The sequence below is a fragment of the Parachlamydiales bacterium genome, from assembly GCA_041671045.1.
In the GTDB taxonomy this organism is placed as follows: Bacteria; Chlamydiota; Chlamydiia; order Chlamydiales; family JABDDJ01; genus JABDDJ01.
This window is the reverse complement of record JBAZCF010000001.1, coordinates 186,315-202,343: the sequence shown is the minus strand read 5'-3', so window position 1 is coordinate 202,343 and position 16,029 is coordinate 186,315. Positions and strand designations below refer to the sequence as shown.

The following is a 16,029-nucleotide window of genomic DNA, read 5'->3' as shown; positions in this document are numbered from 1 at the left end:
CAGGGCATTTATGCAACAAGGTCCTTTTTACTCCTTATCAACCCAAGCGCTTCACTGGAGGAGGCACCCAAGAACCATCTAATGCATTGGACTTGGGCCAATAGAGTCTTAGATTCATTGTGAATGGCCCACTCGAAGGCGCCGGCAACCAGTTTGATTCTTTATCTTTTCCTGGTGACTCTCGTTGAATATAAAGATCCAGTGAGCCGTCGGGATTAAAGATGAGATTGTCCCGATCTCCTATGGCATACCGGTCTATAGGATTAGGAGTAAAAAGCTGACGCTGGTCGTACATGGTCAATGACCAAAAGCCCCGCACTGGGGGAATTTGGGCTTTGTCGAAATGAAGTACATACTGGCGGTCGCTATTAAACGGCTCACCATTTGAATCAGAAAAAGCCGTCGGATAGACAGCATCTTGGATAACATTAGCGCCAAGCCCTGCATAGGCGACACCGGCCCTATGCAAGTAATCCGTACCATAGGTACCTATCGCAGTCAGATTTGTACGCCATCCGTTAGCCTTTATGCCGGAGTTTAAAAATACTTCCTTTATCTGCTTAAGAGCAACTAAAGGGGCTGCATTAAGTGCATCTTGAACATCCTTCGGAGCGGTATCGAATGAAAAATCTTTACCCGGCTCAATGCCAATGCGTTTTAACTGGTCTATTATAGGGTAGTCATTTTCGTGAGGAGGATTGGCTTTCAGCAGGTTGGTAAATATGGTAAAGAAGGTTTTAGCATTCATCTTGTCGATCTGTTCCGGAGGGGAGCTCATATCCTGGTTTGGATTTACTATGCCCTTCGGGGGAGAATATGGCTTTCCATAGGAACTCAAGGGTACTGCTTGCATACCGTCCTGGAACTTGTGTACAGCTTCATAGTCTCCTTTGCCATTCGTCTGAGTCCGGCCAATCAATAATCCGAAAGCTGTCGGGCTTCTGTACACCCGGACTTTATCAGGAAGCGTTCCATTCCAACCAGGGCCGACGATGGCAAAGATCTGTGCATCGTTGCCTGTAGTGCGGCTTCCTGGAGCTGTGAACACGTCAGTCCACCAATCCAACCAGGGTAATAAAAAGTAGCGGCCTTCGGAGGAGGGCACAGAGACGATCAGAGGTTCATTAGAGACATCGTAGTTTAGTGCAGTATAAAGTGTATCCGCATTAGGCCGAACAACGTCGGTAAAAGACGGGTCGGGAAACGTTCGCGCATGAGCTAACTGGTTGATGGGAGCATGCAGTTCTGTTGGTTTGCTGACATTGGTGCCAACATCTCGGGTGATTTGCATCAGCACTATTGGGTAAGCGTAGATGTAGGCTTCTAAAGCTATCTCTTTGGCCTCTTCAGGTGAAATACTCTGTGGTGCAGCGTCTGAAGTTGAAATTCCCAGCATTGCGATACAAAATGTTGCCAGCAGCATTACTTTCATATGAAAAACTCCTTTAAAGCACTTGTATGAGGTTAGCGAATTTTTTTGATAGGAGGTATTGTTAATTCTCCTCGCAAAACTTCGGGTTTTGGAGAGTACATTCTTAACATCACCTGAAAAGGTCCTTTGGGCGCTGGAAGCCAGTTTGATTCCTTGTTTTTCCCAGGAGATTCATGCTGGATATTAATATCCAGCGAACCATCGGCATTAAAGGTGAGTTTATCGCGGTCGCCGATTGCAAACCGGTTGATCGGGTTGGGAACCTGAAACCCTTCCTTATCATACATGGTGAGCGACCAAAAGGCATTTGCAGCCGGGAGTTTTCCCTTTTCAAAATGCAAAACATAGATGTGCTCGCCAGTAGTTGGATTGCCATCCCCATCGATAAAGGCGTTTGGATAGATGGCATCCTCAGGTAAATTGGCGCCCAGGCCAGCCATGGCAACCATGGCGCGCATGCGATAGTCTGTGCCGTATGTTCCCATGCCCCCCAGAGTATAGTTCCAGCCATTGATTATCTCGCCTAGTTTTCCTTGGGCTATCACTTGCTGGAGGTCTGCAATAGCCTCTTTTGCTGCAGTGTTTATCGCTTGGGCAGTAAGCGGATCAAGTTTTGCAAGATCAAACTCTTGACCAGGCTGTATGCCGAGAAGGCGCATACGAAATAGAATCGGATAATCATTTCCATGAGATGGGTGTATCTTCAAAAGTTGTGCAAATCGATTAAGTAATTCGACACCTGTCATTTTATTTATTTGGACAAGAGGTGGAGTGTTGTTTTCAATACTGGGATCTGTAGGAGATTTTGCTAGTTGAACAGGGTTTTTGCCCCACTGGCTTAAAGACGTCAACCTGTAGGAATTTTGAACTTTGTGAACTTGTTCGTAATCGTCAGGACCATTTGTTTGAGTGCGGCCCATAATCCAAACAACCGGGGTCGGCGCGCGAATAAGTTCCACGCCATCGGGTAGTTTCCCTTGCCAATTTGGCGATGCAATCGCAAAGTTTCCCGCTTTTCCACTAGTAGTGCGTGTGCCGGGAACTGCAAATACATCGGTCCACATATCCAGCATTGGAACTAGATAGTAACGCCCGTCCGTATCAGGTACCGACAACACAATGGGCTCTTTACTCACATCGAGCCAGGCAAAAGAATACAGTGTATCAAAATTGAAGCGCACCACATCTTTGGAGCTTGCATCTGGATATTTACGAAAATGTGCAAACTGATTGACAGGTGCGCGCATAGGAATGCTGTTCGCATCTGGAACGTTGGTTACTTGTTTCATGGTGATATCCATCAATACAATGGGATAAGCATAGAGATAGACTTCACGCGCCAAGGATTTTATTTCGTCAGCGGTCAATGTTGTTTGGATTCTTTCTTTTGTAGCATATGACTGCATAGTCTGCGTCCTATAATAAAAATTTTTATATTAGTTCAAATCTGCGCTTATCACAAAAAGAATGGATATATCAAGAACTTTTTGCTTAACTCGATAAAAAGCTAATTTTTTTGACGGCGAAATTTTACAGAGAATCTTTTGAACACAGAAGGTCTTTCTTAGGGTATAATGTAAGCACGATTAAATGTTTAAAAACACGATGGCAGTGCGCCTATTAGCGCAATTTTACGTCGGCTTCGGTTCATGATAGCCAAGCGGCGATTCTTTAAACAAACGGAATGAGGCTGCAAAGAAGTAGGCAATTTTTTGACAGATGTATCAAGTTTAATAAAAAATTGAGTTGAGCAAGATAAAAATAATCGCAAAAAACCCAGCTAGTTCTATGCATTTTAGCTTTTGCAAAACGGAGTTTTGCAAAAGCTAAAAGACATTATATTAAAATGTATAACGTAAGCCCAATGTAATTGGGAATGATACCTCTGTCCCAACTTCACTCAAGTTAACATTTGTTAGTCCACCCGTCAAAGCCGGGTCCAGTTCATTGTTTCTGTTAGCTCTTGGGCCGCCCGAGGCTACCGCTTCAAAACTAACAATTGCCGAGATATTATCGCAGATTTGGATATCAAACCCGATTTGTGCTCCAATGCTCACGCCACTTTTGCCATGATAGTAGATATCGTTTTCAACAAACACACCATCCACAGTCAGGTCATATCTAACTTTCTTGTGATTGATAAAGCCTGCTTTCAAACCTACGAAAGGCGAAACACGATCGCAAATCCAGCTGCGGGAAAAATAATATCTACCACCAAGGTACCATGACCAAGCTTGGTAATCATCAAAACTAAATCCAACAGGAAGTCTTCCTACGACACCATGGTTTTTTCCATCTGCATGTAGATAATTAGCTTCAAAAAATACTTGGCCTTGACAGGATAAATTATATGCAACTTCACCGCCTACGATGTACGGCAGCTTATATTGATCTTTGAATTTTGGTCCGCTATTGAATGAAATCACCGCAGGAACAGCTGCAGGAATTGTCAGCCATACTTTACCTCTTGATGTCCAGTGCGTCGGATTGACACCGCCTTTTACAAGCAAGCTGAAGCTACCCTCTGAAAGTGGTCCACAAGGACAACAAGGGTCTTCACAACATTCGTCAACACAACAAGAGTCGAAAGTAGAGCAACAAGAGCTATCGTTTCCCGACCATCCCATTAATCCTGCTGGAAGAAAGATAGAGACTGCAAATGTTAAAAATAAGTTTTTAAATCTCATGGATTAAACCCCTTAACAGTAAATAGTTAGTAATTTCTGACTATAGGAGCTAACTATCAAACTGTCAAATCATAATTTAATACGGTCTCACTGTGAATGAAATGTGAGCTTACTCGCTTTTAGATATTGACACTCTCCTACGGTAAATGGTATAAAGTTCGCATCTGGAAGAGTGGCAGAGTGGCCGATTGCGTCTGTCTTGAAAACAGAAGGGCCTGCAAGGGCTCCGTGGGTTCGAATCCTACCTCTTCCGATCTTTTTTCTCCTTCCTACCTTCTATTTCTATAGCTATTTACATTGTATTAATATCACATTCTCTTTATGCAAATATTTTTACACTTAACTTTTTGTAAATATGAAAAATATCATTCCCTTCTCCCCTTTTTATATCTTGTTATGCTCCCCTTCCTTAATTGCTAAATCCGATGAGATTAATTCGGTAAATTATCCTGTACAGCGTCTTAACGCTAATGATCTTGTTCAAATCATTAACGTCCAAACAACTGTAAATTTAACTCCAAAACCTCCTGCAGGTTCTGGGGCCTCTCCCATTGCTTTAGAAATGACGCTACTCTATCCCGCTGGCTAGAATGAATAAAATATTAATTCTACTAACAACACTTCTAATAGTTTTTCTTCCCTCCGAAGCCATTGAAGAAGAAAATGAGTTGTATTTTGAGGAAGAACGCTGTGAAGATTTTCAGTCCATGTCAAAAACATGTGCTGAAGTATACGCACGAATGACTTTTGGAAAAATGATAGGAGTTGATGATAGCTATTCAACAATGGGCGTTTGGGCATTCAGGGAAGAGTCAGACTACTTATATTTTTTAGACGGTAGGTTCCACCATATTTCAAATGGCGGTAATGGACTTAACGTGGGCACTGGAATACGCTTTGGCGATATACATAGAGGTTGCGGGATAAATCTCTATTACGATTGGCGTAATATGCACTCTACCAATCTAAGTCAAATTCAAATTGGTCTAGAAGGTTGGCTATGTCCATGGGAGTACCGCTTCAATGCATATATACCCCTGCAATCTATAGAGCATTATTCACAAAAGAAAAGTTCTTACCCGGGCGATTTTGTATTTCATACAACAAAAACTCTTTATCCCTGTCGAATGGCTTCTTTGTTAATGGGAAGAAAATTTAATTATGAACTATGTGATTGCGTCGACTTATATTTTACAGCACTTGCCGGACCTTATTGGATATCTAACAGAAAAAACAGAAATCGCTATGGAGTCCTAGCTAACATAGATTTGTGTATTAATGAAATCATAAGCTTAAAAACTCTATTTTCCTATGATCCCATTTTTCATAGCAGAACTGCAGGCATATTAGTGTCCCTAACAATTCCATTTTTTTGTAATTATGAAAGAGAAAATCAGTGCTCTAAACCGTTATATTACTCTATTCCTGAACGCCTAGATTTAATCCCTGTTAAAGATAAAACTTCTTGCTCGAATAATTGAAAAATACTTAATAGAACATGCATAAGTTTTGAAAACACTTCCACATACACTCTACAGTAAAATAGTCCACTTTCTACAAGGTTTGGCAGGCTTATCGGCTTAAACAAATAACAACTTCACCCCTAGCAACAACAACGCGCCCCCCATTATTCTATCGATGGGGTTTTGAAATCTTTGCAGACGTTCCGTAAAACCATTTATGGTTACGATGTAGGAAAGACATAAAAACCAGCCTATGCATGCTGCCCAATTGATAATGGCAAATTCTACTCTTAAATATGTAGGCGTATTCGGATCGATAAATTGAGAAAATAAACTTATAAAAAATATAGCTGCTTTAGGATTAAGTAAATTTGTTAAAAACCCTTGTGAAATGGCTCCAAAGGTTGTTATTTTCTTTTTTGACTTTGCCATCTCAAGATTCATCGTTGCATGCCCGAAAGAAGAAATAATGCTCTTTAATCCTATATAGAATAGATATGCAACACCCACATACTTGATAACCCCATACAAAATCGGACTCTCTATGATTAGAACCCCGATTCCCACTAAAGTATAAGTTAAATGAATCAAGACCGCCAAGGAAACACCAAAGGCTGTCAGAAAGCCAGCCTTTCTAGAATGTGTTAAACTATTTTTCAACACGATAAAAAAGTCCGGTCCCGGGCTTATTGCTGCGACTAGTGAAATTATTCCCACTGTTAATATACTTGTGAGGTCTTCCATAGTCTACACATTACCTTTAGCTAATTGAATATGCTTGTAATGCTTAGCCTTGTAGGTGCAGGGAATGAATAACTTTCGACTTTTTACCCAGACATAAGCACAAATTTTCTGCTAATTATAGCAAGTATTTTACAATTTATCAATAGATAGGTGTGTGGATGTATTTTTTAAAAAAACCAAGACCTGAGGTTTCAGGCCTTGGTTAAGAAAGAATTAGAACGTATAACGTAGTCCAAGTGTAATTGGGAAAGAAACTTCTGTTCCAACTTGACCAATATTCACGTTGGTTAATCCACCTGTTAAGACAGGATCAAACTCATTATTTCTATTCGCTCTAGGTCCTTGGGAAGCCACAGCTTCTAAGTTCAAAACTGCAGATAGTGCATCTGTAATTAGGATATCAAAGCCGAGCTGAACACCGGCACTGACGCCACTCTTACCGACATAGTATGGGTCCTTCTCAATAAACGTACCGAATAATGAGAGGCCATATTTCACTTGTCTATGGTTTACAAAGCCTGCTTTAAGACCAACAAATGGTGATACACGGTCGCAAATCCAGCTACGGCTAAAATAATATCTGCCGCCAATATAACCCGACCAAGCCTCGTAATCATCATTCACTTCGCTAACAACAAATGTTCCTGCAATAAAGTTGAATGTTTTCCCTTTACCATGAATATAGTTAGCCTCAACGAAAAGCTGTGCATTATCTGACAAGTTATAAGCAATCTCGCCGCCTACAATATAAGGAAGTTCAAATTGATTTCTGAACTTAGCTGTTCTGCTAACAGAGAATACCGCAGGAACTGCTGCAGGTACTGTCAACCACACTTTGCCTCTTTCAGTCCAATGAATTGGATCAATACCGCCCTTTGCAAGTATGCTCCAACCACCTTCACATAATGGACCTTGATAGCAGCAAGGATCCACAGTTTCACAGCAGGAGTTGCAGTTATCCCAGAACCAACCCATGACTTGCGTAGGAGCAGTCACAGAGGCCATTAGCATTAAGTAAACAAATAAATTCCGTAACTTCATAAAAAATCTCCTTAATCACGTTCAGTTTAAAATTTGGACTATAAAAATAAACGATCAAACTGTCAAATCATTTATTTAACAAGTCGTTTTACATATTGATAAAGAAACTTGATCCTGATAAAATAATCCAAATTTTTATAGAGTTAAAATGAATAAAACAGAACTAAAATATATCACTCTAATTATAGCAATAATAATTGCCGCCTGTGTAGAAACAGATATATATCTTCCTGCATTTCCAGATATGATGGCATTTTTTCAGGTATCAGAAACCGAAATCCAACAAGTATTGACCTGGAACTTCTTAGGTATTTGTATCGCCGGTCCATTTTATGGCCCCCTTTCCGATTCGATCGGACGAAGACTCCCCCTTCTTTGGGCATTGCTTATCTTCTTTATTGGAAGCATATTCACCTTCATTTCTGATAATTACAACATCCTTTTAGCAGGACGACTCCTGCAAGGTATTGGAAGCGGTGGATGCTTCACACTTGGAACTGCCGTCATATTCGATGCTTTCCAAAAAGAAAATGCAATGAGAGCGATGAACTATCTCAACTTTAGCATCCCATTTATTATGGCAGGCGCTCCTATGCTTGGTGGCTTCCTGAACAGTGAATATGGATTCCGTTCTAATTTTATTGCGATTGGAATTTTAGTTGGATTCAGTCTGCTATATTGCCTTTTTTGCTTTAAAGAAACACTCGCTCCCCAACAAAGAGCTCCCTTTAACTTCACTAAATTCAGAAAAGATTTTGCAAAAGTTCTGGGAAGCGCCTCTTTTTGGCAGCTTACCCTCATCTTTAACCTGGCTTTTTCAGGTTATATCGCCTTTCTTTCTTCCATTTCGGTTTTCTTTGTAACGAAACTTGGTGTAAGCAAAGATATACTTCCTTTCTACCAATGCGCATTATTAGGTGCTTGGCTTATTGCTAGCATTACATGCTCCCGTTTGATGAAACACTGGGGAGCACCTTTTATGAAAAAAATGTCCTCAGTTTTCATAGTCATAGGCGGGATTGGACTCGCTTTAGGTATGATCATAGATCCCTTAAGCACCTACATCCCTACCGCATCCATGATGATCTATACAGCAGGAATAAATTGGATTCTCTCCACTTATTTTCCTGAATCCATGGAACTTTTCCCAGACATTAAAGGGGTTGCGGCAAGCATTTTAACTAGCCTAAGGCTCTTGATCACAGTATTCGTTATCGGGTTAGTCAATCTGTTCTATAATGAAACCATTTACCCCATTTCTGGGATGGTTATTGGAATAATCCTGACTATGCTTCCACTCATGTATCTATATGAGCGTAAGACTGCTCTACTTCAATCCGCAAACTAGAAATTACCGAAGAAGTTGTTTCCAACTTCTCCGGTAAACACACACATCGCTGAGAGAGTGCTTTATAGGAAAATATGATTTCATCTTCGCCTATAAAACACTCTCTCAGATTAAGGAAGAGAAGATTACCTTCTCTTCCTTTGCAATTTACTTAGAAATTTTTCTAATAACCGCTTGGTTATCTATTGACTGTACACCATCAATTCCTTGAATACGGTCAGATAGTGTTTTGATATCAGATGGGCTGTCAACAACCCCTCTAACAATTACAGAACCATTATTCACAATAACTTCGATTTGCTCAAAACCTTTGCTAAAAAAACCACCGCGAAGTTTGTCTTCGATATTAGTTTTTAAAACTTGGTCGGAAACACTTGTGTTAGAAGGTGCAGTATTACTAAAAGCTAACTCTGAACTTTTTTTGTTGTTAACACTTGTTTGGTCATTAACTTGGTTAACACCTTGTACCTGCTGAATTCTGTTTTTCAGAGCAGCTCTTGTTTGCTCACTATCTAAATTGCCTTTTAAAATAACAATATTCTTCTCTACATGTATCTCGACATCGTCATATTTACCTGCATCACGATCATTGTCAATCACTCCTTGTATCCTTTCTAAAAGGATATGATCGTTGTCCTTGTTGCCGGATTGATCTGCTTCTGTTTTAGACCCGCCCCACCAAGAAGTACTCTTATTAGGATAGTCTAATTGGTTGTCTACGCCATTAACACCTTCAATAGCAGTTACTGTTTCTTCAAACTTTGCTGACTCATCTTTTGAACCGGCAATACCTTTTAATTGAATTTTCTTATCCACAACAATAATGGTGACATTATTCTGGTTTAATTCTCTTCTGTTGCTCAACTCCTGACGTATTCTTTTCAGAAGATCACGATCTTCCTGAGTTTTAAATGCATCTTGAGCAGCTAAAGCTTGATTATTCTGTCCGGAATTGTTGCGAGAATCCCAGTTCGGGTTATCTCTAGAATTCCCATTTGAATTGTTACGATTTGGGTTACTGGAATTTTGGTAATATTGTCCACCATAACTTTGGCCATCTCTAGACTGTCCGCGATAATTCTGGTTGTATTGTCCATAGCCTTGGCTATTACCATACTGTCCGCCATAGTTCTGTCCGCGTTGACCAGTATAGCCTTGGTCTTCTGCGTAGTTACCATAATTGTAATGACCTTGGTAATATCCGCTAGAAGGATAATAGTTACCCTGGTAATAACCTACATCGCCTTGATCATAGCCGCCGCTTTGGCAAGCTGGGCAAGAATAATATGCTGCACCGAGCAGGGATGGGGCAATAGCAACAGCTGAAACGATAGCATAAATAAGCTTCATAAATAATCACTCCTTGAATGGGTATGTGTTAATACTTTCAAATAGGTCTGGAGCGTGCAGATTGACACTGCAAATGTTAGGTAGTTGGCAAACTTTGCTTAAAAAGGCATTTCAGTAGTGTATACATTATTGAAATGCTCTTTAGTTTTGTTTTGTTAGATTTTTAGCCTTAGCAAATGCCTCATTGCTAGAAATGCTTAACGTACATTTTTGGCATTCTTTGAACTTCTTCTGCCTTCTGTATCGTCTTCGTCTGTATCATCGCCCTCATCCTCGTCATCGTCGTCGTCACGATGATTTTTAGGGCTTAGATCTTTTTTTTCTAGACGAACAGGATTTAGATTTTCTTTTATACCGGAAGGCTTTTGGGGTTTCGTTGAACCTTCATTATAGTCTCTTGCGCTGCTTCCGGTAATTAAGCCTGATTCTTTCTCCTCTTCGTCCATCCGAGGATAAAATCCCTCTTTAGAATTAGACTTAGCAGGCTTTTGAACTGTATTTTCTTTTTGCGTTCCTCTTCCAAGATTAGGCTGAGTGTTTGTGCGATTTCCTTCCTCATTTAGCTTTGCAGTAGGATTTTTCTCAGAATTATAGGGTTTCTGTTGCGATGGCATAACTGGCTCCTTTTGTGAATGTTAAATATATAACGTGACAATCAAGATAAGTAATGCTTACAACAACGAGTACAAAGAAATCTCATGAATACCAATTAACTAATTCATTTCAAAAATAAAGTCAAACTTAATGAAATACCCCTCTTCACAAGGGGTATAGAAGATTTAGGAAGGCTTGGCTAAGCTAGCGCGAAAATATTCAATCGTAGATTTCAATCCATCTTCAAGCTGGAATTTCGGCTCCCAATTCAAGACCCTTCTCGCTAAACTAATATCAGGATTTCTTACTTTAGGATCATCCAAAGGTAATGGTAACGAAATTATTTCTGAGGTAGAACCCGTCATCGCTAGGACTTTCAAGGCTAGTTCTTTGACGGTAAACTCGTTAGGATTGCCAATATTTACCGGACCATGAAAACCGTCAGGTGAGTCCATAAGCAATAATATAACGTCTACTAAATCATCCACATAACAAAAAGAACGCGTTTGCTGGCCATCACCATAAATTGTGATCGGCTTGTTTTCTAAAGCCTGCACAATGAAATTGGAAACAACACGCCCATCATCTGCATTCATCTTAGGTCCGTACGTATTGAAAATACGACCTACTTTTATATTTACTCCATACAAACGCTGATAATCAAAAAATAACGTCTCAGCACACCTTTTCCCTTCGTCGTAGCAAGAACGTATACCGTCCGGGTTTACATTCCCCCAATAGGTTTCTTTCTGTGGATGCTCTAAAGGATCTCCATATACTTCACTTGTGGATGCCTGGAATATTTTAGCATGACTTCTCTTCGCCAACTCCAAAACGTTGATTGCTCCAATAACATTTGTCCTCAATGTCTTTATAGGATCCCTCTGATAATGCGGCGGAGACGCCGGACAAGCTAAATTATATACCTCATCTACTATCAAATCTTGCGAAAATGGATCCTCAACATCATGCTGGATAAACTGAAACCCTTTCTTTCCAATTAAATGAGAAATATTACGTAATGAACCGGTATACAAATTATCCGCACAAATCACCTCATTCCCCGCTTCATATAATCTCTCACACAAATGCGATCCCAAAAATCCCGCACCACCCGTCACCAATACCCTCTTTCCTTCCATCACACTTAAAGAACAAACTAATACCAATACTATCCAAATTAATCTTCTCATAAGTGACTCCTCACATTTTTTTGATTTATTCTTATAACCTCCTCTACATATTTACTTGAAGTATATAGTGCTATTGATCTTAATCCCCTTTTATGACAAACTTTTCCTCCTTGGAAGAGTGGCAGAGTGGCCGATTGCGTCTGTCTCGAAAACAGATTCACCGCAAGGTGACGGGGGTTCAAATCCCTCCTCTTCCGTTTAAGGGGTTTTACCCCTTAAAAATCCCCACCAAAGGGCCAAAGGCCCTCTGGACTCCCGCATAGAAGCTTCGCCCCCATCAAAACTTTTTTTTGCTGATTGTGAAAAAAACTCGAATATTAGTTAAACTTACCCAACCAATCAGGATAACAATTCCAACCGTCATTTACATAAGTTCGTTCTAGTTTATGAAAAATATCATCTATAAAGATCTTCGCCATGAAACTTTTGGAAGCAATATAATTCTTTAAACTTACCTTCATCTGGATTTACGAGCTAAATCCTCTTTAGCTAATGCAATCGATTTGCAAAATTTATACCTATTTGTAAGAAAAACATATCATTACTCCTTACATAAAAATAATCAAATCATTGACATTCAAATGATTAAGTTTATAAATGAATTTTTTGAAAATAGCTCTTGTATTTGTAAGAAAAACAGACTAGTATTTCTTACATGAAGAAAAATCAAAAAAAAATGAATAGCATTAATAATCAGATCCTTGAACTTATAAATATCCGTGGGCATGGTGCCGTATTCGTCCCAATGGAGTTCTTGGATCTAGGAAGTCGGCAAGCTGTCGACATTGTTCTTCACCGGCTCGTTCAAAAAGGAATTATTCGCCGTCTGGCTAGAGGAATATATGATTTTCCTGAAGAGCATCCGATACTTGGAAAACTTCAACCATCTCCAGAAAAAATAGCAGAGGCTTTGGTTGGCCGTGACTGCACGCGTATTCAACCAACCGGCGCTTACGCAGCAAACATCTTAGGGCTATCCGAACAGGTTCCAGCTAAAGTAGTATTTTTGACAGATGGACCAAGCCGAACAGTAAAAATCGGAGCAATAACCATTCAGCTTCGACGAACAACCCCAAAAAATATGGCGATGGTAGGACGACTCAGTGGACTTCTGGTTCAGGCTCTCCGCGAACTGGGCAAAGAAAATGTTACCGCAGAGCGGCTTGAGCATTTAATGCGAGTTCTTCCGATTGATAAACGACAAGAACTACTCAAAGACATTCGCCTTGCGCCAGAATGGATGCATTCCATTTTTAGGAAACTGGCAGAGGAGACCGCTTGAAACTTGATTTTTTAAAATTATCTCCTAACGAGCGACATCTGTACATTGAACAGGCTGCCATTCAAAAAAAATGTATCTCCTGTAATCATGGAAAAAGATTTTTGGGTGTGTTGGTTGCTAAATATTCTATTTGAGTCGGAATTCGCAGACAGTCTCGTATTCAAAGGTGGCACCTCGTTGTCAAAGGTATTTGGTGCAATCAACCGTTTTTCTGAAGATATTGATCTCTCTGTGTCCCCTACTTTTTTGAAACTATCTGAAGGCGAAATAACATCTCGTACTCAGGGCGCTAAATGGATGAAAAACGCTGAAGCTGTGTGTGAAGTTGCTGTTCGAACTCAGATCATGCCGGCACTGGAAGCTTCTGTGTTAGACGTTCTAGAAGATGATCAGGTGCGATTCGAGTTTTTGAAAGATCCGAACTCAAATTCGCCGGTACTTCTTTTTCACTACCCATCATTACAACCAACAGGATTTGATTATATCAAACGTTCTGTAAAATTAGAATTTGGTTCTCTTACTGATCAGCAACCAACAGGGCGTCATACGATAACGCCTTGGATTGCCGAGATTTTTCCCAAAGCATTTCCCGATTGGCGTTGTGAGGTCATGGCTCTAGAGATAGAACGAAGTTTCTGGGAAAAGGCTACGATCCTGCACGCAGAATACCATCAACCACCCGACAAACCAATACCAGATAGGTATTCACGCCATTACGCGGATACTGCGATGCTTAAAAAGCAGATTGAGACAATCAAAGCTGTAAATCACCACGATCTGAGAAACCAAGTCGTTTTATGGAAGAGTCAGTTCTTTGGCAACTCATGGGCAAACTATATCTTGGCCAAACCAGGAACCTTTCGCCTTGTTCCTCCTAATGAAAGATTGCCCGCGTTGCGACGTGACTATCAGTTGATGCGCGAAATGTATCTTACAACGCCACCCAGTTTTGATGATATTCTCACTTCTTTATCTAACCTAGAGCATCGTATCAACCTCGTTTTCTAATTAACTACTTTTGGAGAAAAAAATGTTCAAATATATATGCGAAAAACTAGGCTTGAACTTCTCATCAGAAAGAAATCAATCTCCAAACCTTAAAGCTGTTGCAAAAAGTAAGCACGAAAAAGCAGCAGCGACAACAGGAAATTACAGTCCCATTCAAATGCCAGAAGGTGATATCAACATTATCAATACATATCCATCTGTGCTCGCTGTCGATGATTACAAATCATGGGAAGAACTATTACAATGTTTTTCTGATCGCACAACAAATCTGATTATCGATAACTATATAAAAGATCGCCGCATTGGCAAGGATCTGGAAAGTGCATTTGGATGGCAGAAATACTTAATAGGGAAATTTGATAAGGTTCAAATTTTTCAGAAAGACATGCGTGCAAAAGCATTTGTAAATATTAAAACAAACAGCAAAGAGGCGCTCAACTCATTTATGCATTCCAAAAATTGCGAGCAATTTAAACAAGCTTGGTTTTCTTTTCGTGAGGCGCTCACTTCTATCAGAGATAGTAAATCTGATTAACGATGACATCATCAAAAGCGCAAAGGGAATTACTTTTTAATTCATTTTCTTTTGCAAATTATGCACAAATAGGCAGTGTATAGACTAAGCATTGCCTCTCAATTTTTGCTGTGAAGTTGGTTGTTTAGTGTTGGGGATGCCTGCAGGGCATCGGACTCGAAAATAGATTCACCACAAGATGATGGGGGTTCAAATCCCTCCTCTTCCGTTTAAGGGGTTTTACCCATTAAAATCCCCACCAAAGCGCCAAAGGCCCTCTGGACTCCCGTATAGAAGCTTCGCCCCCATCAAAACTTCTTTTTTTGCTGATTGTTATATACACCCGACGATTATCTTAGCGATCTAACAGCTTTCCTTGCTCATCTCAAGGGCTCTTTCGCTCTGAAGAAAAAGTGCTGAACTTTAAAAGTTGACTGCTCATGTTTAAAGGAAATTGATTTTTTATTGATGGTCGATGATGAAGAAAGACAAGATGCCTTAAATTAGAATGGGCTAAACATTCACAAGTACAGGATTTATGAATATCGAGTATTCGATTATTTGCATCACCTCCTTCCTGATTTCTATCATTACCCTATTTTCAGGATTCGGTTTGGGAACGGTTTTAATGCCCGTATTTGCTATATTTTTTCCCCTTCCTCTAGCTATAGCATCGGTCGCCGTTGTCCATCTTGCAAACAATCTTTTTAAGGCTCTTTTAGTTGGAAAATATGCTAAAACTAGTGTTGTAATTAAATTTGGTATTCCAGCCGCTCTAGGCGCAGCTTTGGGAGCATATCTGCTAAGTTTTTTTTCAAATTGGCCACCTCTCTTTTCATATCACCTTTACAATTCAGATTTTAAGATAACTATGATAGGAATAATAGTCGGTAGCATGGTTATATTTTCCTCGATTTTTGAATTGGTTCCTCGATTTTCTGACTTATCTTTTGACCGAGATTATATCCCTCTCGGTGGAGCTATTTCTGGTTTTTTTGGTGGCGTATCAGGTAATCAAGGAATTTTACGCTCAGCCTTTTTAATAAAATCAGGATTAAGCAAAGAGGAGTTTATAGGTACGGGTGTATTATGCAGTGTTATCGTAGATGTTATTCGCATACTTGTTTACGGTTGGGCAGCATACACCCAAAAGTTTACAGAAGCTCTCTCTCAAAATATGATCGGAATTATAACCGCAGCAAGTATCACCGCTTTTCTTGGGTCGTATATCGGATCAAAACTGACTCACAAGATTACATTTAGAATGCTTCAAATCATTGTCGGTTCAATGCTTTTGATATTGGGTTTTGCAATCCTGGTTGGGATAGCTTAAATATAAAATAAAAGGAGACTTCTAGGCAGCGAATGATAAT

Annotated in this window: 15 protein-coding genes and 2 tRNA genes; 9 read left to right on the top strand and 8 right to left on the bottom strand. The window is 40.0% G+C overall.

Going from position 1 to position 16,029, the window contains the following annotated elements; all coding sequences use genetic code 11:
• Nucleotides 1–37 precede the first annotated feature (37 nt).
• The 3 genes from WC222_00995 to WC222_00985 form a co-directional block, all read right to left on the bottom strand.
• Nucleotides 38–1,432: a DUF1254 domain-containing protein gene (locus WC222_00995; GenBank protein ID MFA6914947.1), complete on the bottom strand. Its 1,395-nt coding sequence runs from the start codon at nt 1,430–1,432 to the stop codon at nt 38–40.
• A 32-nt stretch (nt 1,433–1,464) separates the two neighbouring features.
• A complete protein-coding gene (locus WC222_00990) occupies nt 1,465–2,838 on the bottom strand; it encodes a DUF1254 domain-containing protein (GenBank protein ID MFA6914946.1) in 1,374 nt (457 codons plus the stop codon).
• Between the two features lie 435 nt (nt 2,839–3,273).
• A complete protein-coding gene (locus WC222_00985; GenBank protein ID MFA6914945.1) occupies nt 3,274–4,059 on the bottom strand; it encodes a hypothetical protein in 786 nt (261 codons plus the stop codon).
• 226 nt (nt 4,060–4,285) lie between these two features.
• On the opposite strand from WC222_00985, the gene WC222_00980 reads away from it, so the two are divergent.
• From WC222_00980 to WC222_00970, 3 genes are all read left to right on the top strand, one after another.
• A tRNA-Ser gene (locus WC222_00980) sits at nt 4,286–4,372 on the top strand.
• Between the two features lie 102 nt (nt 4,373–4,474).
• Complete coding sequence (locus WC222_00975) at nt 4,475–4,708, top strand: hypothetical protein (GenBank protein MFA6914944.1); 234 nt, start codon at nt 4,475–4,477, stop codon at nt 4,706–4,708.
• Nucleotide 4,709: 1 nt separating this feature from the next.
• On the top strand, nt 4,710–5,600 hold the full coding sequence (locus tag WC222_00970) for an inverse autotransporter beta domain-containing protein (GenBank protein ID MFA6914943.1): 891 nt from the start codon (nt 4,710–4,712) through the stop codon (nt 5,598–5,600).
• A 99-nt stretch (nt 5,601–5,699) separates the two neighbouring features.
• On the opposite strand, the gene WC222_00965 is transcribed toward WC222_00970, so the two are convergent.
• Both WC222_00965 and WC222_00960 read right to left on the bottom strand, forming a co-directional pair.
• Nucleotides 5,700–6,326 (bottom strand): LysE family translocator, encoded by a 627-nt coding sequence (locus WC222_00965; GenBank protein ID MFA6914942.1) that lies wholly within the window; start codon nt 6,324–6,326, stop codon nt 5,700–5,702.
• A gap of 213 nt (nt 6,327–6,539) precedes the next feature.
• The gene (locus tag WC222_00960; protein MFA6914941.1) at nt 6,540–7,367 is read right to left on the bottom strand and encodes a hypothetical protein; all 828 of its coding nucleotides are present in this window, start codon (nt 7,365–7,367) and stop codon (nt 6,540–6,542) included.
• A 148-nt stretch (nt 7,368–7,515) separates the two neighbouring features.
• Here WC222_00960 and WC222_00955 point away from each other — a divergent pair, with 148 nt between their 5' ends.
• Entirely contained in the window at nt 7,516–8,715 is a 1,200-nt protein-coding gene (locus tag WC222_00955) for an MFS transporter (GenBank protein MFA6914940.1), read from the top strand.
• A 147-nt stretch (nt 8,716–8,862) separates the two neighbouring features.
• Here the strand turns inward: WC222_00955 and WC222_00950 are convergent, their stop codons facing one another.
• From WC222_00950 to WC222_00940, 3 genes are all read right to left on the bottom strand, one after another.
• On the bottom strand, nt 8,863–10,065 hold the full coding sequence (locus tag WC222_00950) for a BON domain-containing protein (protein MFA6914939.1): 1,203 nt from the start codon (nt 10,063–10,065) through the stop codon (nt 8,863–8,865).
• Nucleotides 10,066–10,262: 197 nt separating this feature from the next.
• The gene (locus WC222_00945; GenBank protein ID MFA6914938.1) at nt 10,263–10,679 is read right to left on the bottom strand and encodes a hypothetical protein; all 417 of its coding nucleotides are present in this window, start codon (nt 10,677–10,679) and stop codon (nt 10,263–10,265) included.
• 165 nt (nt 10,680–10,844) lie between these two features.
• The gene (locus tag WC222_00940) at nt 10,845–11,852 is read right to left on the bottom strand and encodes a UDP-glucuronic acid decarboxylase family protein (GenBank protein ID MFA6914937.1); all 1,008 of its coding nucleotides are present in this window, start codon (nt 11,850–11,852) and stop codon (nt 10,845–10,847) included.
• Nucleotides 11,853–11,964: 112 nt separating this feature from the next.
• Here WC222_00940 and WC222_00935 point away from each other — a divergent pair.
• The 5 genes from WC222_00935 to WC222_00915 all read left to right on the top strand — a co-directional run bounded on the left by WC222_00935 (nt 11,965) and on the right by WC222_00915 (nt 15,989).
• Nucleotides 11,965–12,049 (top strand) — tRNA-Ser (locus tag WC222_00935).
• Between the two features lie 458 nt (nt 12,050–12,507).
• Nucleotides 12,508–13,134, top strand: coding sequence for a DUF6088 family protein (locus WC222_00930; protein ID MFA6914936.1), 627 nt, complete (start codon nt 12,508–12,510; stop codon nt 13,132–13,134).
• Between the two features lie 87 nt (nt 13,135–13,221).
• Nucleotides 13,222–14,142 (top strand): nucleotidyl transferase AbiEii/AbiGii toxin family protein, encoded by a 921-nt coding sequence (locus WC222_00925; GenBank protein MFA6914935.1) that lies wholly within the window; start codon nt 13,222–13,224, stop codon nt 14,140–14,142.
• A gap of 22 nt (nt 14,143–14,164) precedes the next feature.
• Entirely contained in the window at nt 14,165–14,677 is a 513-nt protein-coding gene (locus WC222_00920) for a hypothetical protein (protein MFA6914934.1), read from the top strand.
• Between the two features lie 517 nt (nt 14,678–15,194).
• On the top strand, nt 15,195–15,989 hold the full coding sequence (locus WC222_00915; GenBank protein MFA6914933.1) for a sulfite exporter TauE/SafE family protein: 795 nt from the start codon (nt 15,195–15,197) through the stop codon (nt 15,987–15,989).
• The last annotated feature ends 40 nt before the right edge of the window (nt 15,990–16,029 follow it).